A 23,533-nucleotide genomic window follows, 5' to 3' on the forward strand; every position below is an offset into this window, starting at 1 on the left:
GATAGCCAGGGGTCAACGAATCCTATGGCGGGAAAGCAGCCACACGGTCCGCGGGATCGGCCAGAGGATCGCCAGCATAAGCACCGGGACCAGCGAGATGCCGACGTCGGGAAACTGCCGGACGATCACCAGCAGGTGGGTGTCGAACTGGACGGGGGCGTAAATGAAACACAGCCAGAGGGCGAACCCGTCCAGGGCCAGGGCGACGGCGGCCCACACCAGGGGAGCGCGGCGTTTCCTTGGTCCGGGCTGCCGCTGCAGCAGGAACCGGAGGACCAGCCCCAGGCTCAGCAGCTCCGCCACCAGGAGCGCCAGGGCGACGGCCCAGCTGTTCCGCTGCAGCCAGTCCTCGTGAATGACCGGGTCAATGGGGGACTGGCCGTGGAGGATGCGCAGGAGGTTGGTGTCGATGGCCTTCAGCCGTGAAGGGGCGGCGGTGTCGTTGCCGTTAATCACCAGGGCCAGGCCCAGGCCGGAGTCCGGAACCATGGCCAGGTAGGTGTGGCTGTTGCCCCATTCGCCCTGGTGCTCCACCAGCAGGGGCAGTTCCTCCTCCGGGACCGAAGGCCCTTCGGCGCTGGTGGATTCCACCAGCGGCCGGGTGAACCAGCCCATGGCGTACCACTTGGAACCCTCGACCTGGACGGCCGGCTCCAGCATCGCCGACACGCTCTCCGGCTGGAGGATCCGCACCCCGCGGTACGTGCCGCCGTCGAGCATTGCGATCAGTTCATGGCCCAGATCCTCGGCCGAGGAGTACAGGGTGGAGGACGGCATTCCGGTGGTGGGTGCGGGTACGTCTGTCTGCCGCCAGAACCGGCCGAACCACAGCGCGTGGCCGGCGGCCGCGTTGTCCGAGCGCGCCTCGGCCCGCGTGGGGTGGCTGTGCGTCATGTCCAGCGGGCCGAACACGTGCTGTTCCAGGTACTCGCCGAACGGCTGGCCGGAAACCGTCTGGACCAGCATGCCCAGGATGTTGAAGTTAGCGCTGGCGTAATGGAAGGCCCGGCCCGGTACACCGGCAAGCGCGGCATCGGACAGGTCCCGGACGCCTTGTTCCAGGGCTGCCGGGTCCTGCGCGTCGGAAGCCTCGAAGGCGGTGTCCTTGGATGCCATGCCGCTGGACTGGTGGAGCAGGTGGCGCACCGTGATGGCTGACGATTTGTTGCTTTCCATCGTGAACCACGGCAGGTAGGTCTGCACCGGCTCGTCCAGCCGCAGCCGGCCGGCCTCCACCTGCTGCATCACGGCGATGGCCGTGAGGGACTTGCTGGTGGACGCCAGCAGCACGGGGGTTTGGATAGTCATGGGCCGGCCGGATTGATCCGCGCGGCCGAAGGCGGCGGTGTGCACCGGGGCACCGTTATGGACGACGGCGACGGCGGCTCCCGGACTCCCGATGTCTTCGATCTGCTCCCGGAGGAAGGAGTCCAGGGCTTGGTAGGTCTGTTCCGTTGCGGCTGGCGCTGCGGGTTCAGGCTCGGCGGGTTCCGGCGGCGGCGTTGCTGCTCCACCGAGGATGCCTACGGCTACGCGGCAGACCAGGAGGCAGCGCGCCAGCCAGGAAATAGTTCGCATGCCCACCCCCTGCATTTCGCGGCCGACCGTTCCTTCACGGTAGGTCGTGGCCGGGCGGACCACAATGCGTTCAGGGCTTGCGGTTGCGTGCGAGCCTGGCCAGCCGGAGGAAACCCAGGACGAAGACCACCTCGATCAGCAACATCAGTCCGAGCAGCAGCCACTGGCTTTGGATGACGAAGATGACGGCGCCGGTGACGGTCAGCGCGCTTCCGAGGGCCAGGGCATAAATCGCGAAGCCGAGGGCCACCCTGGCGCTGCGGACGCCGGTCCGGAAGCCGAACCCTTGCGGCTCGCCACCGGGCAGCCCCGCGACGCGGTCCGGTGCCGCGGGCTTGAGCTTGTCGAACTCATCCCAGAGGTCCCGGTCCTGGTCGGTCATAGGTTAATTATCCCGCGAAATGGGGTGGTTACGTCCGTCGATCCCGGTGGTTGAGCCTGTCGAAACCGTCGGAACCCCTCATACGCAATGCCGGGCTCCTTGGGCATCGGCTGGTCAGGTGGTGCACCCTGTCGTGTTCAATGAAGCTTCCGTCCTTGAGCAAGCGCGCGATGTTCACGTGCTCACGGAGAGGCCCTGCCAGGATCGCGTAGATATCCAGGACGTGGTCGTCGATCCCGGCGGTGGGGGAGACCGTGTTCCTAGTTCCGCTTGTGGCCCGTTTGTGGCCCAGTAGGGCTTTCTTAAAATGGGCTTCGGCAACGTCCACTTGCGTGCTGGGCGCGAAAACCCGCACGATGCCAAACAGGAAGTGACCCGCGTGGGTGGCATCGGTCCCGGCCAACTCGCGAAGGGCCACATTGCCTCCATGGCCGTTCCAGGCATATTCGCTCCAGCGCCCCAGAAACCCCTGCGCTCCAGGACTCAACCAACGGGGGTACCCCATGCGATTTTATTCGAGTTCGGCGTAATAGTAGGGAGGGTGCTCGACCGGCTCAGAGAGTCTCCCATATCGGGAGGTCTCGGGCGCCAATGGAATATCCAGCCCTGACGCCAAAATTAGCGCGTTCACATAGTCGATGTTGCGTGCCCAGCAGCCACCTTTTCTGCCGGATCCTGAAGCCGTTTTGTATACTGACTCGCCAGGAAACATCCACTCTCGTTTACCATCAAGAAGCTCGTCTAGAACGCTCATGAGGGGCATGGACGCTGCTCGAATTTCTCCCGTCCGCGGATCGAAACGACCGGTCGTGCCCGACACTTCCATGACAGGAGTCGAGCAAGGCTGAACGTGGTCCCACGGTGTGAGCGTTCGATGGGGGTGATCGAAGGACCTCACACGTATAAAGGCACCACGTCCTGTGAACACGCTGCGTTTCATTTCTGGAGACAGTTTGGCCGAGTCAGTTATCAGCCAAATGACCTCATGGCCCAGCGCCATCCGGTGGGCAGTCCGTTCCTCTATGTTGGTGTCCCAGCGCTGAATCTCTATTGCGATTGAGCGATTGGTCCGATTGTTTATGATCAAAACGTCTGCGTTGGATTCATAGTCCTCAACGACGACTTGCATATGTGCGCGCTTGCCCACCTGTTTGGCAATTTCTCGCTGGTACCAAAGATGTTCTGCGGACATTGGGCCACCGCCACGTGTGGAATGGTCCGCTCGGCGCGCCGTGAAATGCCGACAGTCGACTGAGCCTCGTGCATTCCGAAAATGACGCGTCCCTTGCCTATCCACGGCGATAAGCTTCACACTGCATGCTCGTACTGGGCACTTGAGCGCGGGTTTTGAGGTCCTTATTGTCAGCCAGTCTGTCTCTCGATGGACGTTCAGGATTCGCCCATCAGGCTCGTCCCACAAGACGGCATCTTGTTTGGATCCTGGAATCAAGCCTTCGGAGTGTTGCTGTTGCATCTTTCTCCCAACCAAATGCAGAGTCGAACGGAACTTGCACTACGCTCTCAGGTTAGGCTCAGCCACTGACATTAGATGTTCCTCCTTCGCGGTCGGAGGAAACTCGTGGTCTTTCCTGCAGAAAAAATTCGCTGGGACAGTGCTTAATTCCACTTGGAGGGGCCGCGTGGCCGTCCGGGTGCTTATTCGAATTGTTGAACGCCGGAACTGCTGGGCCAGTGCTAGGGCTTTGAAGGGGAACTGCGACCTATATTCGCTGATGCCCGCACAAGGCCAGATCTTTCGTGAATGGCGTGTGGGCTGATTGCCGATCGGTGCGTCACGCGTAAATGAGTGGGTCAGGAGTTTTGGCCGGAGGAGCGGGAAGGCCGGTCCGGGGTTGCGAACCTTGTGGACGGGATGCCCATAGCAACAACTGACTAGGGGCACCCCGCTCGCCTAGGGGCTCGACGAAAGCCCAGTCGGTGCCGTGTTCTCCGCCTCAATCGGGTCGGGGGCTGCCACGGGAAGTGCGGGCACTTGTAGCGCGTCGATCTTCACCAAGGCCCGGTACGCCCCGACGACAGTCATGATCGAGCCGATGAAAGCCACAATGAAAAAGATGAAAGCTGTAACTCCTAGTGCTACGGCAGAGCTGTTGCTGTAGTAAGAGGAGGTCTGAGCAGCTGAAGAAAACGCGAAAATTGCACCCAAGAAGTAGCAAATCAACGATAGGACAAAGCCGTTGGCAAAAATGCCAGCGGAGTGCTTAAATTCCAAAAAAACCCCTCAAATAGAACGAATGACGTCGAAATACTACACGAAATCAATCACTATTTCCCGCCAAGCCAATAGAGCGCAACATCGACATCCCTGGCGGACCAACTTTGCCCGTGCTGCTTGGCCGTTGTGCGCAGGATCTCCACCAGCCCCATGTAGCGGCCGTATCGGCCGGCCGCTCTCGAGAGCTTGAGTCCCAAGTGCTCCAGACCCGTTTGGGCTCGCTGGTCGTAGACCGCCATTCGGTGCGGTGCCGCTGCCAGCAACAGAGCCGAGGCGAGGGCATCGCCCGTTGTGAAGCCCGGCAAAGGCGACAGTGTCCGGCGGCCTGCAGAAGCGGCCTCGGGAACAGACATTGATGTGTCGTTCACGGCTGCGACTGCCAGCTTGGTTACCTCTCTGACGTCTGAATCTGTCCAGGTCATGAGCTCTCGGACCCACACCGCGTCGGCTCGGAGCCGCTTCCAGAACAACAGGGCTCCGATATCGGACTTGCCGATGCTGCCTTCCGCACGAATTCGGTCAGCAACGGAGTGAAGCACCTCGTCGTAGGCTAACGCTGTGTTTGATATGTAGTCGGCGTACGACCGTTGAAGCATGTCCCAGGCGCCGGGGGTGATGTCGTCGGGTTGCTGAATTGAAGTTTCCATAGTTGGAGAATGCCATGGAAGGAAAAATAAGGACATTTCGAGAGGAAACATGCCAATTTATTAAGGGGAATGCCGCTAGTTCCAGATGGTTCTTCAGAATTTTGCCTCGGTCTAATCAACTTAGGGGAGGACTCGGCATCGTTAGTTTCCGGATAAATGTCGAGAAGTAGACAAAGCCGATCGTGGAGAAAGCGGCAGCCAGTCAGCTGCGGTGGACAGCCTTCACGAACACGATGGCGGCGACGTATAAGAAGAACATCACTGTTGAGGTACCGAGTGCTTACCTGTTTCCGAAATAGCGCCCTGAAACGTGCTGCCCGGCCCAGGGAAAGAAGACCTGCCGCACGCTTTGTAGGCTCTTCGCGGTTCGTGGGGAAATGCATCCCTGAGATAAGCGTCATGCCGCCGTCCGGACGGCACTTCTCAAGAGAATAACCGATTTGTAGTTGCTTGGGTTGCGATACCCGCGGGCGGTGCGTTTGATGTTTTTTATGGCGGTGTTGTTGGCCTCGACCTTGCCTGTCGTGGCGCCGGTGATGATGAGTACTTCGATCTCCTGCCACCAGCGGCAGACGGTGCGGTAGAGCCTGTTTGTTTCCGGCCGTGCGGCAGCTTTGACCAGTTCCTCCAGGTGTTCTTTCGCTGTGGCGGCGTCCTCCAGGGAGCCGGTGCGCAGCAGGGCCCTGAGTTGTTCCTTGACTTTCCATACGGCTTGGAGGGTGCCGGTCGGATCGTCGGCGGCGAACACGTCTTCCAGCTTGAGGGCGGCCCTGCAGCTGAGCGTGTCGCCGCCGCGAAGGAGGAGCATGCGGTGCGCCCAGGCCTTGTCGACGGCCCTGCCGCGGCGGCCCTTGACCTGCTGGGAGAGGTTCTGCCGGGTCTCGGTCATTGCCTGGTTGGCCAGCGAGATCAGGTGGAAGTGATCGACCGCGACGGCGGTGCGGGGAAGCCACATCCGCAGCGCTTTCCGGAACGCCGCCGACGGGTCGATCGCGACGACCTGCACTCCCAGGCGCCACTCCAGGGGACGGACGAACAGCCAGTCCCCGACGCCCTTGTGGTCCCGGCCGTCGACCACGCCAAGGACCTGGCCGGTGTCCAGGTCAACGATCGTTGTCATCCAGGGTTCGAACCGTGTCCACGCCTTCGTGGCGGGGTCCTGGAAGTAGCGCACGGACCGGAACCGGTGTTCATCGATGCCCAGCATCCGGGGGCTGAGTTTGTCCACGTCCGGCAGCCTGAGCAGGCAGGCCTCATTCAGTGCCGCCCGGACCATCCACCAGGAAACGGCGAAGCCGGCAGCCGTGTCCGACACGGCCCTGCCGGAGCGGATGACCGCGTCCACGAGCTGGTCCCGGAGCCGGCCGGTGGAGCGGGCCCGGCGCGGGACCTGAGGGGTGGATTCAAAGAACGACAGCCGGTCGCAGGCCACTTCTTGGCAATACCAGCGGTACTTGGACCAGAGCACCTCCACCGGCCCGGCAACCGGAATGTCCCTCAGTCGCTGAAAGCGCCGTTCCTTCCGCCGGGAGGAGATGACTCCGCAGCTGGGGCACCCCGGCGGCTGGTCGGTTTCAACGATGACCTGCCGACAGCCGGCAGTGACGGTGGTGGAGACTACGTGGTAGTCGGGCAGGTTGAAGAGGATGGTGGCAGCGTCGGCTGCGACCCCGGTAGGCTCGTTCAAGGGCTCGTGGTCCTGTTCCAGGTTGAATGCTAGACACACTCATCCCAACAGGGCCACGGGCCCCCTTGTCTTCAACGACACGAACTCAATTCCCCACCAACCGCGAAGAGCCGCTTTGTATCTACGGGTTTCGCTGGTGAGCATCAGAACTCGGGAATCTGGACCTTGACCTCGTGCGCCTTCGCTAGGTCAGGCTGCTTGCTCCAGGAGCGCTACCCACCCCTTAGACGGGCGGCCAGTTCTCCGCGCCGGGTCCGTCGAACAACGCGGCGGTGCTGCTCTGTGGCACTACGACGTGGAGGGCGTTGCGCTGGATGGTGAAGTCGACGGGCGTGGTGGTGGCGATTTCACCGTCGAGGTTTACCGGCAGCGGCTCGTCGGTGACCAGCCGGACGCTGCGGCTGGTCAGGTGGTACACCCGGTCGTGTTCGATGAAGCTTCCGTCCTTCAGCAGCCGTGCGATGTTCACGTGCTCACGGAGCGGCCCTGCCAGGATCGCGTAGGTGTCAAGGATGTGGTCGTCGATCCCGGCGGTGGGGGAGACCGTGTTGCCGCCGCCGTAGTGCCGGCCGTTGCCCACGGCCACCTGCAGCACGTCATCGAGTTCCAGCGGCTCATGGTCCCCGTCCGGGAACTCGAGCCGGGCGCGGAACGGTTTGTGCCGGGCATAGGCTGCAAGCGTGGCGATGCTGTACGCCAGAGGTCCGATGTACCGCTTCAGGCGGGGGCTCAGGGCCTCGGTCACTGCCACGGAGAGACCCACGGATGCGACGTTGAGGAACGGCTCACCGTTTGCCCGGCCGAGGTCGATGTCCACCACTTTCCCTTCCGCGACGGTGGCGCACGCCTCGGCAAGGTTATTCGGGATCTCCAGCGTGCGGGCGAAGTCGTTGGCAGTACCCAGCGGCAGGACGCCGAGCATCATCTCGGTGCCGGCCAGACGGCCGGCGGCGTAGGACACTGTCCCGTCACCGCCGCCCACAACCACCAGGTCGTGCCCGTCCGCGAGCACCTGATCAAGTGTCCCGGGGAGATCTGGCCCGGACTGTACGTGGTGCACGGCGGAGATGGGCACGCCTGCCTTGCGCATGCTGTCAACGGCAAGTTGGTGTGGCGCGCCGCGGCGCGATCCGGCGTTGATAACAACGGCGGCGGAGCGGGCGTTCCGGGCAGTTTTCATGTGGCCCATGGTAGGCAGCGCACCTGTGCGTTTCCTATGTCGGAAGCGCACGACGACGGCATGTGGGTTCCAGCAGAAGGAACCTTGGTGCCGAGGGAGCCAGGGCAGCGCGGCACCTGATGCGCGCAGGCCGCTAGGACTGCGGAAGCAGTTGCGGGAGCGCCGGCCTCAGCCCCCGGCTGTATGGCAGCACTCAACCTGAGCGGGACCAAAGTCTATGTCGTCGAGGATCCATGCCCGAGATGAAGGGACTCGTTGGAGGGGCCTCCGTGACGGTTGACACATGCGACAGCGGATGTCTACCATTGTGGAAACGTTCCCATGGAAACGTTCCCACTGAGCAACCCTGGATCCATACTTGGGACCGGCCCTGCCACACACACGAAGGAGTGTTCACGATGACCAGCGTCACCATCAAGGATGTCGCTGCACTGGCAGGCGTTTCCCTGGGAACTGCATCCCGAGTGCTGTCCGGTCATCCGGCTACTTCCAGCGAGTCCCGGGCACGGGTCACCGCCGCCGCCGAGCAGCTGGACTTCCGCCCAAATGCCCAGGCCCGCAGCCTTCGCTCGACCAAGACGAATGTGCTGGGCCTTTTGGTGTCGGACGTGCGGAACCCGTTCTTTGCCGATCTGGCGCACGCTGTGGAACAGGCTGCCCTTGAGGCTGGCTACGTCATTTTGCTCGGCAACGCCAATGAACTCGAAGACCAGCAAAACAGGTTCCTGGACACCCTTATAGACCAGCGCGTTGACGGTGTGATCGTGGCGCCGCAAGGTGACGGCAAGGGATCCATTAGTTCATTCCTGAACCGTGGCATTCCTACAGTTTTCGTGGACCGGACCGTGAGCGGGGTTGATGTCCCGAGCGTCACCACGGACAGCCGCCCCGGTATCAGCCAGGCCGTCCAACATCTTTCGGAGCAAGGCCACCGGCGGATCGGCTACATCGCAGGACCGCAATCAATCTCCACCGGCCGCGAGCGGTACAGCGCCTTCGTCGAGGCGCTGCGCGGCACTTCACTGGATCAGGACCCGGACCTAACGGTGTTCGGCGACTTCCAGCTCGCGAGCGGCGCCTCAGCCACGCAGCAGCTGCTCCAGCTCGAGGACCCGCCCACGGCCATCCTCGCAGCAGACAGTCCCATGGCCGTCGGCTCCGTCTCAAAACTCCATGAACTGGGCATCCAGATTGGGCAAGACGTCGCCCTTGTCGCCTTCGACAACATCAATTGGTTCGCTCTGCTGAATCCTGCGTTGAGCGTGATCGCGCACAGCGTGGAGGACATGGGACGGACATCCGTGGACCTGCTGCTGAGAGTGATCGGCGGCGAAGCGCCCGCTTCCATCACTTTGCCCAGCGAGCTCATCGTCCGAAAGTCATCATCGCATCGCCTTTCGGACACTATGACCACCCAGAGGAAGAACTGACATGACCGATCGCTCCTCCAATCCAAGCGTCGTAGAGCGTGGCGCTGAGCCCGTCGTCACGCTTAAAAACATCAGCAAGTCCTTCGGCCCCGTCAAGGTGATCAAGGACGTCACCGTCGGTGTCTATCCGGGCAAGGTCCAGGTGCTCCTTGGCGAAAACGGGGCGGGAAAGTCCACCCTGATCAAGATCATGGCGGGGGTCTACCAGCCGGACGGCGGGCAGATCCTGGTCGACAACCAGCCGGTTACGCTGCACAACACCCGGGCGGCCGAGGCCCACGGCATTGCCACCATCCATCAGGAATTGAACCTCGTGGCCAGCATGAGTGTCGCTGAGAACATCATGCTGGGACGGACACCGAAGAAGTTCGGACTGGTGGACCGGCACGAGCTGCGGCGCCAGGCGCGCATGGCATTGGACCGGATCGGGCTTCGTGTGGACGTCGATACCCCGGTCAGCGAGCTGGGTATCGCCCAGCAGCAGCTCGTGGAGATCGCGAAAGCGTTGAGCATCAATGCGCGGGTACTCATTCTTGATGAGCCCACCGCCGCACTGACAAAACACGAAACCGAAAACCTGTTCCGGGTGGTTGAAGAACTGCGTGCCGAACAGGTTGGCATGCTGTTCATCAGTCACCACCTTGAGGAAATCGCCGAAATTGGTGACTCTGTCTGCGTGCTGCGCGATGGCGAATTCATCGCTGAAGTTCCAGGCTCCACCGACGAAAATGAACTGGTCAGGCTGATGGTGGGCCGCAGCATCGACGAGCAGTTCCCGCGCCGCGCCAGCGAGCCGGAAAATCCCCAGGTTGTCCTTGAAGTCCAGGGGCTGGGCTCCAAAGGCAAGTTCAGCGATATCTCCTTCGACGTCAAAGCCGGTGAAATCGTCGGTGTCGCCGGCCTCGTAGGGGCCGGGCGCACCGAGGTCATCCGTGCCATCGCCGGGGTGGACAAGCACGACGTGGGCCAGGTCACCGTGCGCGGCAAAAGGTTGCCCAAGGGTGACGTCGGGGCGGCTATTGCCGCCGGGCTCGGTCACGTTCCCGAAGACCGCAAGACGCAGGGATTGGTGCTGGACGCCTCCGTGAACGAGAACCTCGGATACGCCACGCTGAAGTCCAGCTCACGGCTGGGGTTGGCGGATTTCGCCGGTCAGCGCTCGAAAGCGGAAGAAATCGCCAAGAAGTTGCGTATCCGCATGCACCACATTGACCAGCCCATCCGATCTCTCTCCGGCGGAAACCAGCAAAAGGCTGTCTTCGGACGCTGGATTATGGCCGAATCATCGGTGCTGCTGCTGGATGAGCCGACCCGCGGCGTCGATGTTGGCGCCAAGGTCGAAATCTACGAACTGATGAACCAGATCACCGCCGCCGGCGGTGCCATCGTGATGGTTTCGAGTGAACTTCCCGAGGTCCTTGGCATGAGCGACCGGATCCTTGTCATGCGCGAGGGCGCGATCGCGGGCGAACTGTCAGCTGCCGACGCCACTCAGGACGCCGTCATGACTTTGGCTGCCCTCGATACGGATGAAGACCAATGAATACCTCCCGCCCGGAGCCGGCGGTGCCTCAGACCACAATGACCCAGACAAGGAACACCCACATGTCCACAGCCACGCTGACCAAGCAAAATCAGGGCTTCGATATCAAAAAGTTCCTAGCGAACAACGGCGCCCTGGTGGGGCTTCTGGTGCTGGCCCTCGCGCTGTTCATCATCACGCCCGACTTCCTGACCGGGCCGAACCTGCTCAATATCGGCATCCAGGTATCCACCGTTGCCATCCTTGCATTCGGCATGACATTCGTGATTGTGGCCGGCGGCATTGATCTGTCCGTCGGCTCGGTCGCGGCCCTGAGCGCCATGGTGTCCGGCTACATGTTCGTCAACTCAGGATTGCCCGGGGGACTGGCACTTGTGGCTGGCCTGCTGACCGGCCTGGTGGTGGGAACCGTCAGCGGTGCAGCCAGCGCCTACGGAAAACTGCCCTCGTTCATCGCCACTTTGGCCATGCTCAGCATCGCCCGCGGCCTCACACTCGTCATTTCCGACGGCCGCCCGATCAAGACGGCACCTGAGGTATCTTTCCTCGGCGGCAATATCGGCCCTGTCCCCACCCCTATCATCGTGTTGGTGATCGCAGCCGCGGTCGCATCTTTCATCCTGAACCGGACCGTGATTGGCCGTTCCATGTATGCCGTCGGCGGCAACGCTGAAGCGGCACGGCTCTCAGGGCTGCCGGTGAAGCAGATCACCGTCACGGTCTTTGCACTGGCAGGTCTCTTCGCCGCACTGGCAGGCCTTCTGCTGGCCGGCCGGCTGGACTCCGCCCAGCCGCAGGCTGCTGCCGGCTACGAACTGGACGCTATTGCCGCCGTCGTGATTGGTGGCGCCTCGCTTGCGGGTGGCTTGGGCCGGATCTCCGGCACTATCGTCGGCGCACTGGTCCTGGTAGTGATCCGCAACGGCCTGAACCTGCTGAACGTGACCTCCTTCTGGCAGCAAGTGGTGATCGGCGTCGTCATCGCCCTGGCCGTTGGCATAGACGTCCTTCGCCGAAAGACCCGCTCCAGCTAGCCTTCCCAAGTTTCCCCCTCCAATCAAAGGAAAGAACAATGAAGCTCTCCCTCCATCGCGCCCTCGCGCTGACTGCAGTAGGCGCACTCCTGGTCACCGGCGCCACTGCCTGCAACCGCGGCGGCGAATCAGCAGCGGGCAGCAACCCCAAAGTTGTCCTTGCGCTCTCCACCCTGAACAACCCCTTCTTCGTTGAAGTTCGTGACGGCGCCCAGGAGGCCGCCAAGGCTGCAAACATCCAGCTTGAGGTCGTGGATGCGCAAAATGACTCAGCAAACCAGGCAAACCAGCTGGCGAACGCCCAGACATCGGGGGCTAAGGGAGTGATCGTCAACCCGGTTGATTCCGACGCGGCTTCAGCGTCGGTCACCGCGCTGACCAAGGCAGATATACCGGTAGTGGGCGTGGACCGCACGGTGAACGACGCGACGCTCTCCTCGCTGGTGGCCAGCGATAACGTTGCCGGCGGCAAGCAGGCTGCGGAGGAACTCGCAGCCGCACTGGGCGAGAAAGGATCCATCATTGTGCTGCAGGGCGTGGCGGGAACCTCGGCCAGCCGTGACCGCGGCGCCGGTTTCATGGAAGGCATGAAGGCCTTCCCCGACATTAAGATCGTGGCCCAGCAGACTGCCAACTTCGACCGCGCAGCTGCATTGGATGTCACCACAAACCTGCTCCAAGCCAACCCGGGCGTGACCGGAATCTTCGCTGAGAACGACGAAATGGCCCTGGGCGCCGTCCAGGCTTTGGGCGCCAAGGCCGGGAAAGAGGTCAAGGTCGTCGGTTTTGACGGAACGACTGACGGGCTCGCCGCTATCGAGAACGGCACGCTGGTGGCTTCCATCGCCCAGCAGCCGGGAAAGCTGGGTCAGCTGGCTGTCGAACAGATCGCCAAGGTCCTCAACGGCGAAAAGATCGAGGCAACGGTTCCTGTCGGCGTAGTGACCGTCAACGCAAAGAACGTCGGTGAATTCAGCAAGTGACAGTACAGCAAGGGCTCGGCGGCAAAGTCGCCGTAGTTGGCTCCATCAATCTGGACCAAGTTATCCGCATAGGGCGTCATCCCCTACCAGGTGAGACCCTGTTGGGCAGTTCGCTTACGCTGCTGCCCGGCGGAAAAGGAGCCAACCAGGCCCTTGCTGCGGCCCGACTGGGCGCAGACGTAAGCCTCATTGGCGCGATAGGAAACGATGCCAACGCAGCACTGGCCTCAGAGCTGTTGCAGGCCTCGGGCATGGACCTTAGCGCCCTGAGGACAGCGGATGCGCCCACGGGGCTGGCCATCATTTGCGTGGCCGAGAACGGTGAAAACACCATCGTCGTCATTCCGGGCGCGAACTCTGTCATGGATGCAATGGCAGTGGAGTCGGCGGCGGCTCAGATCGCGGAAGCCGCCGTCGTGGTGCTTCAAGGTGAAATCCCGGCTGACGGAATTGCCGCCGCGGCCAGGCTTGCCACCGGACGTGTGGTGCTGAACCTGGCTCCGGTAGTAGCCCTTGACCCGGCAGTCATCCGTAGCGCCAACCCGCTCGTAGTCAATGAGCACGAAGGAGCCCTGGTGCTCTCGCAGTTGGCACCGGAATCCGCGGCTCCGGTCGATGACGAGGCTTTGGTGGCTGCACTGCGGGCCCAGGGAATCCCTTCGGTGGTCCTGACAAGGGGCGCGGATGGGGCTATTTGCTCCGACGACGGCGGGACGCAGCTGCTGCCTGCGCCTAGCGTTCAGGCCGTGGACACGTCCGGCGCCGGTGACGCATTCGTCGGCGCACTGAGCACAGCTCTTGCTGCAGGGGCCTCACTTCTTGACGCCTCCCGCTTGGCAGTCCGGGTGGGAGCTTTCGCTGTGCGGGGTCATGGAACCCAGGCGTCTTATCCATCCCTGGGGGACCTATTGCCTGAGGTGCACGCGTGAAGCGCCACGGAATACTCAACGCTGACCTGAATGCCGCAGTGAGTCGGCTGGGACACGGCGATCAGGTGTTGCTGGCTGATTGCGGCATGCCGGCACCGTCCGGAGTCCCGGTCATTGACTTGGCATTGGTGCACGGTATCCCTAGGTTCGAGGAAGTTCTGGCGGCACTCCTGCAGGACCTGGTGTTCGAATCTGCCATCGTGGCTAGTGAATTGCGGGGCACGGAGGCCGAGACATGGATTGACAAGCACTTCGCTCCGTTGAGCTATGTCAGCCATGCAGAGCTCAAGGCGTTGTCCGGTTCCGCCAAGCTGTTCATACGGACAGGGGAAGCCACGCCCTACGCCAATGCGTTGCTGAGTTGCGGGGTTTCGTTCTAAAGCGTCGGCCACACCGTCCCTGCTGCCCGGCTAACCGGACGCCAGGGACCGTGCTGCGTTTTCCTGACTCGCGCCCACGTGCCGGGCAACATCCGGGCCGTTTATGCATCTCTTCATCACCTGTTCTGCGGCCGTCAGCCAACCCCTGCCCGGGGTTGCAGCGCCGTCCCGGGCCAGGCCTTGGTGCCTCAGGTGTACATCAGCGATCCCGGCGTCGTCAGGGTTTCGCCGGTTTCCAGCCAGGTCTTGAGGCCGGAGAGGATCATGGGCCAGCCGCCGTAGAGCTGTTCGTTGGCTCCTTCGCGGAGCTGGTCGTGGGTGACGGTGAGCCGGCATGAATCTTCCACCTGCTCGATTTCCCAAGTGACACGGGAGGTTCCTTCAGCCTTGACGTCCTCGCCCCAGAGGGCCCGCATGGTCTGGACTAGCCGGCGCGGCGGGTCCACTTCAAGGTTTTCGCCTTCGCCCAGCGGGGCACCGGCTTTCGGGTTGCTCATTTCGTAGCGGCCACCCGGCGTCCAATCGGTCTGGATGGCATTGCCGAACTGGTACTTGCTGCGGATATTGCTGTCGGTGATGGCTTCCCAGAGTCGTTCCGGAGTGGTCTTTATGTAGATTTCGAAGATCTTTTCCATGGGACTTTCCAATCTGGTTTTGAGGTCGCTGAGGCCAGCGGCCCATGGTTCTGCGTACTTGCTGACCCAACGGTCGTGGACCAGGCGGATGGGTACCGGATTCAGGAAGTGCAGTTTCTCTCGACCACGACGGCGGGTGACCACCAGGCCGGCTTCCTCCAGCAGTTTGAGGTGCTTCATGACTCCGTAGCGGGTCATCTCGAAGTGCGCCTCCAGGGCGTGGAGCGTCTGCCCGTCCTCCTGGAAGAGCGCGTCGAGCAGATCCCGGCGGGTGGGGTCGGCCAAGGCCTTGAATACGGCGTCCACGGTTAAAGAATAGGTGACTGTTTGGTCACATGTCTAGGCTTTGGAGAGCAGCAGTGCGGAATCCGGCTCGATTCTGATGGACCACCGGATTCCGGGTGCAAGGATGAACCCATGACGTCATATGGGGAACTCCTGCTGCAGGGACCACGGGGACGCCGGCTGTGCCTCGAGTTGGCCATGGAGTTGGATGACGACGTCAGGAGTGCCGCCTTCTGGTGGAGGTTCGGCAACGGCAACACGGTTGGCAGCCATACGGTGCTGCTGTCCACATCCTCGTCCTATGGGGAAACTGCAAGCCGCCCGGATGCTCCCTCCGACGAAGACGTGGCAGGCCTGCTGGCAGCTATCCATCCCACAGGATTTGGCGTTCAAGCAATCCAGTCAGCGCTGGATCGATCGGTCGACGCGGCGATGTACTGGCAGGAGCCGGACGAGGGCGACCGGCTCGCAGCAATCCCGGTTGTTTCCCTGGCGCTGGAGAACATCGCCCAGCAGCTCATTCGCATACCGGAGATCCAGTGGTGGTGGCAGCCCCGTGGAATTGAACAGTGGGCCATCGACTGGCGTTCGCCGGAAGATCCGGCTCCGCTGCCCAGGAACCCGCAACAGAAGCTCGCCGAGTGGGGGCGCAACACGCGGGCCGAGGAAGCAAGGTCCCAGATCGACCGTCCGGCTGATCCAACCGCCAACATCGGGGGCACCTGGTGGTCCATCCCTCTCGGCTTGGTCAAAACAGTCGGCCGCGTTCCGGCTGGGCTCACACTCGTGGAAGATTCCCTGGGCTGGGAGCACGCCACCACGATTCCTGTCCGCGGAGTAGGCCAGACACTGGAAATCCGGACGGCAGAGGACTGGATAGAGCTGTGCCGGCAGTTTCCGTTGGACGTCACCGCTTCCCGCCGGCACGACTGGTACCGGGTGACCGGCCGCGGCGAGGGCAGGTGGGTGATTCCGGACTGGGAGAGAGTCGCCGGCACCTGGGACGCCGTCCACCTGACCGTTATGGGATACCTCAATGCGGCGACGAGGGCACTTGACCTGGATGACCAAACGGCAACGGTCATGGCCGGGTGGGATCCGGACAGCACCATCTGGCTCACGGACGTTGCCCGTGAATGGGAGGGTCCACGACAGCACTGGACCCGGAAATCCAACCGCGACTCCTGGGCTCCGGCGCCATCCTAGGCTACCTATCTCGACCGGTCGACGTCGTGGAAAAGGGGTGGCTGGGCGTTAAACCAGCCACCCCCTTCGGATGCCGTACGGATGCCGGCTACTGCAGCGTGACTGTCCAGCCGCCGTCGGCCGATACCTCGAAGATGGCAGGGCCGGCCATCCAGCGGACCGTGCCGGAGTACGGGCCGATCTCGTTGATCAGCAGGTCACTTCGGCTGCCGTAGCCCCAGATAGCGAAGTTACTGCTGCCATCGTGGGTGACCGAAGCAGCTCCAGCCTTGCCGCTGTACAGGATGACGTTGTCGCCCCCACTGGTCAGTGGCATCGTCCCGTCCCAGGGAGTTGCACTCTGGACCGATGCCACCTTGACTGTCCACGGACCGTCCGCGGTGATCTCCAGTGAGGAGGACTTATCAGCGGAACGCTTGTCCATCAGAACCGTCCCACCGTAAACCCCAATGGTGTTGACCAGGAGATCGTTGCGCTCCATCGCCGAGTCAAGGCTCCACACGGCGAAGTTGCTGCCTCCCTGATGGGTAAACGTCACGATCGCCGCAACGTCCGCTCCAGCCGGCTTCGTGATAGCCAGGATGGAATCGCCCACACCTGCATACTCGACGGCGGGCGGAATGACCGGAGCCGCCGGAGGCGTGGGCGTCGGTGTGGGCTTTGGTGCCGGAGCCGTAGTTGCCTGGGCCGGCTTGGTGGCGACGGCGGGAGCTGCCGTGGGGCTGGGCGATTCCGCCATGAGCGGGGACGCCTGGGAGCCGCCATTGGCCCCGTTGGCAATACTGCCGAACAGGCCAAGAACCAACACGCCGCCAACGACGCTCAGCACCTTGTGCCGTGCAAACCAGTTCCTTTTGCCAGGGACAGCGGGTGGGTCAACGGCGTCGTCAATCCACAGTTGCCATCCTTCGGGGAGGGGACCCCAGGCGGGATCCGGTTGCCAACCGGCGGGTGGAACCCAGCCGTCCGGCTCCGCCGGCCAATTCGGCGGCGGATTAAATTTGCTTGCCATTTCAAACCCCCAATACTGCGTGCATTCGATGCGAATGCGAACGGTGCGCCAGTAATTACCGGTGCAAGATTGAGGGTATGTACGGGGTATGACATTTCATCGTTCATGGGCGCTGGAACGGCAGGCCGAGCAAGAAGGTGGCGGCAGAATGATCTGCCGCCACCTTCTGGGTGAACGAAGCTGCTAGCGGATGCTGTTCCGGCCCCGCGTCAGGACCAGCGCCAGCGCCACCATGCCCACACCCAGCAGCAGGTGCAGCACGTTGTCGAAGCTGTTCAGCGGCACAAAGTTGCCGGCCGAATCCTGCGGGACCACCAGGCCGTAGACAAACAGGACCAGGTAGATGATGCCGCCGTAGAGCAGGAACGACTTGGAGCCGCCGGCGCTGCGGGCCAGCATCAGTCCGGCCGCGCCGAAGAGCAGATGGACGATGTTGTGCAGTGCGGACACCTGGAACAGGCCCAGCAGCATGGCTTCGGAGTGGTGTCCGGCGAAATGCAGCTGGTCAAAATTGGCCGTGATGCCGGGGACGAATCCCAGGACACCAACCAGCAGGAACACGGCGCCTACGGCCATGGATGCCTTCTGGACATTGGTGCGGCCTGTGGTGCGTGTGAGCGAATGGGTAGTCATGATGATCTCTCCTGAATGCGATGGTGCGTTGATGGTGATGCCTGTTATTCGCTGCGTATCGCGGGCCGGATGGGTGGATCATCAAAAAAGTTTTTGCGTGAGACGGGTTATGGCAGTGCCTCCCACCGGCTCCGCCAATCGTCGTAACGTTGCCGTATGGATAACAGAGCCGAGGTCCGGGAATTCCTGGCCTCCCGTCGAGCACGCATCACCCCCGAACAGGCAGGCCTTGAACAATTCGGTGGCCGCCGTCGGGTGAAGGGCCTCCGGCGCGAAGAGGTGGCACTGCTGGCAGGAGTCAGCGTGGACTATTACACCCGGCTGGAGCGCGGCAACCTCGCAGGGGTTTCGGAGAGCGTGCTGGATGCGATTGCCCAGGCCCTGGAACTGGACCGCGCAGAACACGATCACCTCTACGACCTCGCCCGCGCCGCCGGGCCGGGCCGCAGGCGCCCAGCCGGTGCACCGGCCGCCGTCGTCCGGCCCGTACTGCAGCACCTCCTGGACGCCATCACCACAGCACCTGCGTTCATCGGAAACAACCGGATGGACATCGTGGCGGCCAACGCACTGGGTTACGCCCTGTACTCGGACATGTACCGCACCCCGGCCCGGCCCGCCAACCATTCCCGGTTCATCTTCCTGGACCCGCGCTCGCAGGATTTCTACACGGAGTGGGAGCAGGCTGCGAACGCCAACGTGGCCATCCTTCGCCGCGAGGCCGGCCGCGCGCCGCATGACAAGGGGATCGCCGCGCTGGTGGGCGAACTGTCCATGCGCAGCGAGGAGTTCCGGGTCCGCTGGGCAGCCCACAACGTCCGGCGCCACTATTCAGGGGCCAAGGTCTTCCGACACCCCGTGGTGGGGCTGCTGGAGCTGAACTACCAGGTGATGGAACTTGAGGAAGACCCCGGCCACGCGCTGACGGTCTTTCCCGCCGTTCCCGGCAGCCCGTCTGACGAGGCACTCCGGCTGCTGGCGTCCTGGGGCGCCACGGAGAACATCGTCCAGGCCGCGCAGGCCAACGCACCCAGCGTTTAGCGGCCTAGGTATCCAGCGGGGCGGCGGCCACGGTAGGCAGCGTGGGGGATTCAGACCCGCCATCGGGTTCCACGGTGATCCCCAGCGCTGACGCCGAACTGATCCCGTTCACCACCGCCGGCTTGGACAGGGCCTCCGCGTCCATCAGGCCCTGCGACACCGGCGCGGAGCCGTCCTCCGGGATCAGCCACATCTGGTAAACCTTGCCTGCGGGTGGCGGCGGAACGTCCTTCATCCGCACCACCACGGCATCCTTCGACGCCGAGACCGCCACGGTTGCCGTGCCGCCTCCCGTCACGTCCACGGTTGCCTCGCGGACGTCCTGGGCCTGCAGCACCTGGTTCACGGGATCGTTCTGCGTTGCCACGTAGGAGCCGATGCCCAGCCCGCCAAGCACCAGGGCAGCAGCAGCCACAGCCCCGATCAGCCACCTCCGCGCCGCGGAAGGCCGGCGTCGTTCCTCACGCTTTTGCCGTGCGGCCTGGAGTTCATCGCCCGACGCCGGAACATCCCCGGGTGCCTGCGTTCCGGACTGCGGGGGTGCTTCGGGCAGCTGGGCGAGGGTGCGCTCCAGCAGCCCGGCGGGTGGCTCTTCCTCCACCGTGAAACTGAGGGCCAGGGTTTCCCGGGCGGTGCGGACGCGCTCGTTGAAGGCGTCCCGCTCTGCCTGTGGTGCGGCTGAGATGTAGGCGTCAATCGCTTCCCGCTCGTCATCGCTGACTGCGTCCAGCGCGTAAATCTCAGCCAGTTCAACGGCGCGGCCGGCCTTGAGGTCAGTGGCAATATCGGTGGCGAAAGCGCGGGAGCCCCTGCCGCCGTCGTTCGTGTTCATGCTGGTCATCTCAACTCACCTCCAAACAGGTCTTCAGCCGGATCAGTCCGTCCCGGATGCGGGATTTGATGGTGGGAATTGCCGAGTTCAGGCGCTCGGCAACCTCCCGGTAGGTCAGGCCGCCGTAGTACGCCAGTCGTACGGATTCCTGCTGCGTTGCCGTCAGCGTCTCCAGGCACCGGACCACGGCCTCGGCCTCCAGCCGGCTGCCCACCTCATCGGAGACCGAATCATGCTCAATCTCCTGGCTGTTGGCCCCGTACTTTGCCTCACGGTCCGTGGCCGACTGCGCGGAGCGGACCTTGTCCACGGCCCGCCGGTGGGAGATGGTCATGAGCCAGGCGAGCGGGCTGCCGGTGGCCGGGTTGAACGTGGAAGCGTTCTGCCACACCTGCAGGTACACCTCCTGGGTGGCGTCCTCACTGAGCTCGGGATCGATCAGGACCCGCCGCGCCATGCCAAACACGCGCCGCGAAGTGAGTCGATAGAACTCCGCAAAGGCGGCCCTGTCGCCACCGGCAATCTGGCCCAGGAGCGCACCCAACTGCCGGTTCAGGTCCGTACCGGCAGCACCGGTCCCGGCCCCGAGCGCGGGGGTGGAGGCGTTGGGAGTTTCCATCACTACCCAGCATAGGTCGCGCGTCATCACCGCAGTCACTTCTTCCACCTCCCGATCCGTGTCCGGCTGCCGTCGTCCCTTTTGCCGTCCCTGGGAACGTCCGCCAACTTCGCTTGCCAACGAAAGGTATTCGGCGCCGCCGGCCGTCTGGACGGGTGGGACCGCCGTCGAAAAATACTTTGCAGCGCGCACCCATCCCTGTCGAGGAGTGCTCCGAAGTACCCATGTCCCCCTTCCGGGACGGCACCATCACATGGACGTGTATGAGGAGATTCTCGAAATGAACAAGACGCTTCGCTTTATGGCAGTTCCCACCCTGGCTTTGGGAGCAATGGCCCTTTCCACAGCACCCGCCATGGCCCACGACGGCCCGCATTCCTACCAGTCCACGCTGGCGCAGATCAACGGCAGCTCCGCGTCCGGCACCATTACCGTGGACGTCACGGGCAACCAGGCCCACGCCGTCCTGAAGGTCTCCGGCCTGGCCCAGACCTTCATGGACGCGCCCTACCCGCACGTCCAGCACATCCACGGTGGAGCCCAGGGCACCTGCCCCACGCCGTCCGTTGATGGAAACGGCGACGGCGTCATTTCCACCACCGAAGGCGCCCCGTCCTACGGCGGCATCGTCACCACGCTTTCCACCAGCGGCGACACCAGCCCCGCCGCAGGCCTGGACCTCAAGGTGGCCGGGCAGGGCGGCAGCTACACCGTGGACAGGACGTTCGAACTGAACGCTGAAACCAAGGCCTCGCTGGAAGCCGGCACCGCCGTCGTGGTTGTTCACGGCCTGGATCCGGCCACCCTCACTCCGGCCGCCGCCGAAGCGAAGAGCGACCTGGTTCCCGAACTGCCACTGGCGGCCACCTCGCCGGCACTGTGCGGAACCCTGGCCGAGGGCATGGCGATGCCCGTGGGCGGAGCGGACACCGGCGTTGCTGCCGAATCCTTCCGTGACTCCTCTGCAGGGGCAGTCGCGCTCGGTGCCGGCCTGGGACTCGTTGCACTGGCCGGCGGGGCTTACGTGATCCGCCGCCGCGGCGCTGCGGCCTGATCCGCGCGGGACTGATTCCTGTGGTTTTGTTTCCCGTCCGCCGCGGAGGCCTTGGCGCTTCCGCGGCGGCGGGGGTCCTGCTCCTGCTGGCCCTTACCGGCTGCGGAATGTCCGACGGCGGCACGTCACCTTCCGCTTCAGACGCACCCGTTGTGCTCGCTACTGTTCCCGGGGCTGCTTCGGGTGGGTCGGCTTCGGATTCCCCGAATGGGCCGTCGGTGCCCCCTGGTTCGTCTGCTGCGTCTGCTGCTCCGGGTGCTCCGGATGCACCAGATGCCGGGCTCCCGGTCCTTGCCCCCTCGGCCCCGGTGACGCTCAGCATTCCGTCCATCGGCGTCCGCACGGACCTGCTCCATCTTGGCCTGCGCGAGAACCGCTCGCTCGAGGTCCCTTTGGATTCCGGCAACGGGGCACCTGCCAGCTGGTACACGGGATCGCCGACGCCGGGGGAGCGCGGGCCGTCTGTGATGCTGGGCCACGTGAACGCGCTGGGCGGGGCGAAGGGCGTGTTCGCCGATCTGCGCTCGCTGACGCCGGGCGCGGAAATCAGCGTGACCCGCTCCGATGGCAGTACAGCGGCATTCACGGTTGACCGCGGCGCCACCTACAGCAAGAACGACTTTCCCACCTTCGAGGTGTACGGCAACACGCCCGGTGCGGAGCTGCGCCTGATCACCTGCGACGGCTACGACCCCAACACGGGCCTCTTCGACGACAACTACGTCGTTTACGCGAAACTCAAGGCCTGACTAGGACGGACTCCATGAAAAACCTGAACTTCCCCGGCAGGCGGCTGGCGCTCCTGGCCCTGGCCTCATTGTTGCTCGCAGGCTGTGCCTCAGCTGCGGGCGCAGAGGGGCACGGCAGCCACGGCGCCCATGGCACTCCGCATGGTTCGACGTCGAACGCTGTTTCTTCATCCGGAACCCCGGCGGACGGCCCCAGCGACGCCTCGCTGATGGTGTGCGGCGGGCAGGTCATGGGCAACGTGGTCTCCATCCTGGGCCTGGAAGCGGAGCCGCACACTGTAAATACGTGGTCCAACAGCACCTTCACGTGCACTTACCACCTGCCCGACGGGGACCTGGTCGTCTCAGTCCAGGAAGCGGCGGACCAGTCGTCCGCGCTGAACTATTTCGATGCGATGCAGGCACTGGCAGTGGACGCCCGGCCCATTGAGGGACTGGCAAACCTCGGATTCCCGGCCTACGAAACCCCGGACGGCTCGGCGGTTTTCCAGAAGGACAGGATGATCCTGCACGTCGACGCCTCGGGCCTCCCGGAGCAGCTGGGCCCGGAGGGGATCACGCCGACTGCCTTTGCCTACCAGCTGTCCACCACGATCCTGGCGTGCTGGAAGGAACACCCCTAGACCCCTCCCAACTGACTGGACCCCTCCCAACTGCCTCGGACTCCTCCCAACTAACTCGCAGATAACGTCGTCAAAACGCGATTTCACGACGTCGTCTGCCAGTCAGTTTCGTGTGCAGGGGTCTAGCGTGTCCGGCCGGGGGACTGGACAGTCAGTCCGGCTTCGACGGCAGCCGCCAGCAGCTCCGCGTTATAGGCCACCAGTTCGTCGGCCTGGACGCGGATGGCCGTGGCCAGATGGATTGCGTCGGCGCTCCGCAGTTTTCCTGGCAAGGCAGCGGCGTACATCAGGTCCGAACGAATCAGGTCCACAAGATTAATGCCCTGCAGTACCGCGGTAACCAGTTCGCTGGGGATGCCACGCCGATGTCCTGCGCCGTGCAACTCGGTGTAGAGGAGCATGGACCCGACCAACTGGTGCCCGTTAGAGGCCATGATCTGGAGGTACTCGGCCGTCTCGGTGGACTCCTGCTCCTCGACCATCAGCTTCAGGACAGCCGATGTATCCACGAAGACGATCAACGGTCGCCGCGAAGATCGGTGAGTATCTCCGCCGTCGTTTCAGTCAGCTTGACGCGCGGTATGGCCACGAAATCGACGGCGCCTGGATGTGCGGGACGTACCTGGCTGGCCAGGAGTAGCCGTTCCAGCGGAGACAACGCCGGTGGGATCAGCGTGGCGGCAACCTCGCCGTTATTGGTCACGTCGATGGTTTCGCCGTTCCTGACTCGTTCGAGGATCTTGCTGCTCTGGTTGCGGAGCTCGCGGTGCGGAATTGTTGTCATGAGAGCCTCCGTAGCAATCGTAGCAACGTGGGGTCCGTACGCCATCAGCTT

General features: G+C 63.4%; 26 protein-coding genes. 11 read left to right on the forward strand and 15 right to left on the reverse strand.

Translation table 11 applies throughout. The annotated features are described in order from the left end of the window. Positions 1–12: 12 nt before the first annotated feature. The 8 genes from ACPJW8_RS04625 to ACPJW8_RS04660 form a co-directional block, all read right to left on the reverse strand. Positions 13–1,578 (reverse strand): serine hydrolase domain-containing protein, encoded by a 1,566-nt coding sequence (locus ACPJW8_RS04625; protein WP_330186648.1) that lies wholly within the window; start codon positions 1,576–1,578, stop codon positions 13–15. Between the two features lie 70 nt (positions 1,579–1,648). Continuing rightward, positions 1,649–1,960, reverse strand: a complete 312-nt coding sequence (locus ACPJW8_RS04630) for a hypothetical protein (RefSeq protein ID WP_330186649.1) — start codon at positions 1,958–1,960, stop codon at positions 1,649–1,651. A gap of 28 nt (positions 1,961–1,988) precedes the next feature. Next, entirely contained in the window at positions 1,989–2,378 is a 390-nt protein-coding gene (locus tag ACPJW8_RS04635) for a hypothetical protein (RefSeq protein WP_425256413.1), read from the reverse strand. A gap of 93 nt (positions 2,379–2,471) precedes the next feature. Continuing rightward, complete coding sequence (locus ACPJW8_RS04640; RefSeq protein WP_330186650.1) at positions 2,472–3,152, reverse strand: hypothetical protein; 681 nt, start codon at positions 3,150–3,152, stop codon at positions 2,472–2,474. A gap of 720 nt (positions 3,153–3,872) precedes the next feature. After that, positions 3,873–4,193 (reverse strand): hypothetical protein, encoded by a 321-nt coding sequence (locus ACPJW8_RS04645; RefSeq protein ID WP_330186651.1) that lies wholly within the window; start codon positions 4,191–4,193, stop codon positions 3,873–3,875. A 53-nt stretch (positions 4,194–4,246) separates the two neighbouring features. Further along, on the reverse strand, positions 4,247–4,894 hold the full coding sequence (locus tag ACPJW8_RS04650) for a hypothetical protein (protein WP_330186652.1): 648 nt from the start codon (positions 4,892–4,894) through the stop codon (positions 4,247–4,249). A 346-nt stretch (positions 4,895–5,240) separates the two neighbouring features. Beyond that, complete coding sequence (locus tag ACPJW8_RS04655) at positions 5,241–6,569, reverse strand: ISL3 family transposase (protein WP_330194132.1); 1,329 nt, start codon at positions 6,567–6,569, stop codon at positions 5,241–5,243. Between the two features lie 184 nt (positions 6,570–6,753). Then, positions 6,754–7,710 (reverse strand): lipid kinase, encoded by a 957-nt coding sequence (locus ACPJW8_RS04660; RefSeq protein ID WP_330186653.1) that lies wholly within the window; start codon positions 7,708–7,710, stop codon positions 6,754–6,756. A 398-nt stretch (positions 7,711–8,108) separates the two neighbouring features. Here ACPJW8_RS04660 and ACPJW8_RS04665 point away from each other — a divergent pair, with 398 nt between their 5' ends. The 6 genes from ACPJW8_RS04665 (at position 8,109) to rbsD (ending at position 14,009) form a co-directional block, all read left to right on the forward strand. After that, positions 8,109–9,140, forward strand: coding sequence for a LacI family DNA-binding transcriptional regulator (locus tag ACPJW8_RS04665; RefSeq protein ID WP_330186654.1), 1,032 nt, complete (start codon positions 8,109–8,111; stop codon positions 9,138–9,140). A 1-nt stretch (position 9,141) separates the two neighbouring features. Further along, a complete protein-coding gene (locus ACPJW8_RS04670) occupies positions 9,142–10,683 on the forward strand; it encodes a sugar ABC transporter ATP-binding protein (RefSeq protein WP_330186655.1) in 1,542 nt (513 codons plus the stop codon). Positions 10,684–10,745: 62 nt separating this feature from the next. Then, on the forward strand, positions 10,746–11,717 hold the full coding sequence (locus ACPJW8_RS04675; protein WP_330186656.1) for an ABC transporter permease: 972 nt from the start codon (positions 10,746–10,748) through the stop codon (positions 11,715–11,717). A 38-nt stretch (positions 11,718–11,755) separates the two neighbouring features. Next, positions 11,756–12,700, forward strand: coding sequence for a substrate-binding domain-containing protein (locus ACPJW8_RS04680; protein ID WP_330186657.1), 945 nt, complete (start codon positions 11,756–11,758; stop codon positions 12,698–12,700). Further along, positions 12,697–13,629, forward strand: coding sequence for a ribokinase (locus ACPJW8_RS04685; protein ID WP_330186658.1), 933 nt, complete (start codon positions 12,697–12,699; stop codon positions 13,627–13,629). The genes ACPJW8_RS04680 and ACPJW8_RS04685 overlap by 4 nt, the downstream gene beginning before the upstream one ends. Then, complete coding sequence (gene rbsD / locus ACPJW8_RS04690; protein WP_330186659.1) at positions 13,626–14,009, forward strand: D-ribose pyranase; 384 nt, start codon at positions 13,626–13,628, stop codon at positions 14,007–14,009. The genes ACPJW8_RS04685 and rbsD overlap by 4 nt, the downstream gene beginning before the upstream one ends. A gap of 188 nt (positions 14,010–14,197) precedes the next feature. Here the strand turns inward: rbsD and ACPJW8_RS04695 are convergent, their stop codons facing one another. Further along, positions 14,198–14,950, reverse strand: a complete 753-nt coding sequence (locus ACPJW8_RS04695) for a metalloregulator ArsR/SmtB family transcription factor (RefSeq protein ID WP_330186660.1) — start codon at positions 14,948–14,950, stop codon at positions 14,198–14,200. 111 nt (positions 14,951–15,061) lie between these two features. Between ACPJW8_RS04695 and ACPJW8_RS04700 the strand changes: the two genes are divergently transcribed. Beyond that, complete coding sequence (locus ACPJW8_RS04700; RefSeq protein WP_330186661.1) at positions 15,062–16,135, forward strand: hypothetical protein; 1,074 nt, start codon at positions 15,062–15,064, stop codon at positions 16,133–16,135. Between the two features lie 88 nt (positions 16,136–16,223). On the opposite strand, the gene ACPJW8_RS04705 is transcribed toward ACPJW8_RS04700, so the two are convergent. Both ACPJW8_RS04705 and ACPJW8_RS04710 read right to left on the reverse strand, forming a co-directional pair. After that, positions 16,224–17,147, reverse strand: coding sequence for a hypothetical protein (locus tag ACPJW8_RS04705; protein ID WP_425256414.1), 924 nt, complete (start codon positions 17,145–17,147; stop codon positions 16,224–16,226). 183 nt (positions 17,148–17,330) lie between these two features. Further along, positions 17,331–17,780: a DUF4383 domain-containing protein gene (locus ACPJW8_RS04710; protein ID WP_330186663.1), complete on the reverse strand. Its 450-nt coding sequence runs from the start codon at positions 17,778–17,780 to the stop codon at positions 17,331–17,333. A 156-nt stretch (positions 17,781–17,936) separates the two neighbouring features. On the opposite strand from ACPJW8_RS04710, the gene ACPJW8_RS04715 reads away from it, so the two are divergent. Further along, positions 17,937–18,821 carry a helix-turn-helix transcriptional regulator gene (locus ACPJW8_RS04715; RefSeq protein WP_330186664.1) on the forward strand — a complete coding sequence of 295 codons (885 nt, stop codon included), beginning with the start codon at positions 17,937–17,939 and terminating at the stop codon, positions 18,819–18,821. A gap of 4 nt (positions 18,822–18,825) precedes the next feature. On the opposite strand, the gene ACPJW8_RS04720 is transcribed toward ACPJW8_RS04715, so the two are convergent. Beyond that, a complete protein-coding gene (locus tag ACPJW8_RS04720; RefSeq protein ID WP_330186665.1) occupies positions 18,826–19,662 on the reverse strand; it encodes an anti-sigma factor in 837 nt (278 codons plus the stop codon). Position 19,663: 1 nt separating this feature from the next. Then, positions 19,664–20,272 (reverse strand): ECF RNA polymerase sigma factor SigK, encoded by a 609-nt coding sequence (gene sigK / locus ACPJW8_RS04725; protein ID WP_330186666.1) that lies wholly within the window; start codon positions 20,270–20,272, stop codon positions 19,664–19,666. Between the two features lie 280 nt (positions 20,273–20,552). Between sigK and ACPJW8_RS04730 the strand changes: the two genes are divergently transcribed. Genes ACPJW8_RS04730 through ACPJW8_RS04740 form a run of 3 tightly spaced genes read left to right on the forward strand, consistent with a single transcriptional unit; the run spans position 20,553 to position 22,698 of the window. Then, positions 20,553–21,326 carry a hypothetical protein gene (locus ACPJW8_RS04730; protein ID WP_330186667.1) on the forward strand — a complete coding sequence of 258 codons (774 nt, stop codon included), beginning with the start codon at positions 20,553–20,555 and terminating at the stop codon, positions 21,324–21,326. A 20-nt stretch (positions 21,327–21,346) separates the two neighbouring features. Continuing rightward, a complete protein-coding gene (locus ACPJW8_RS04735; protein ID WP_330186668.1) occupies positions 21,347–22,075 on the forward strand; it encodes a sortase domain-bontaining protein in 729 nt (242 codons plus the stop codon). Between the two features lie 14 nt (positions 22,076–22,089). After that, positions 22,090–22,698 (forward strand): hypothetical protein, encoded by a 609-nt coding sequence (locus tag ACPJW8_RS04740; RefSeq protein ID WP_330186669.1) that lies wholly within the window; start codon positions 22,090–22,092, stop codon positions 22,696–22,698. Between the two features lie 122 nt (positions 22,699–22,820). Here the strand turns inward: ACPJW8_RS04740 and ACPJW8_RS04745 are convergent, their stop codons facing one another. Together ACPJW8_RS04745 and ACPJW8_RS04750 are read right to left on the reverse strand one after the other, a co-directional pair. After that, positions 22,821–23,207, reverse strand: a complete 387-nt coding sequence (locus ACPJW8_RS04745; RefSeq protein WP_330186670.1) for a type II toxin-antitoxin system VapC family toxin — start codon at positions 23,205–23,207, stop codon at positions 22,821–22,823. Between the two features lie 8 nt (positions 23,208–23,215). Further along, the gene (locus ACPJW8_RS04750; protein WP_330186671.1) at positions 23,216–23,482 is read right to left on the reverse strand and encodes a type II toxin-antitoxin system prevent-host-death family antitoxin; all 267 of its coding nucleotides are present in this window, start codon (positions 23,480–23,482) and stop codon (positions 23,216–23,218) included. Positions 23,483–23,533: the final 51 nt, after the last annotated feature.

Origin of the sequence: Pseudarthrobacter sp. J47, from assembly GCF_049810315.1 — a bacterium.
Taxonomy (GTDB): domain Bacteria; phylum Actinomycetota; class Actinomycetes; order Actinomycetales; family Micrococcaceae; genus Arthrobacter.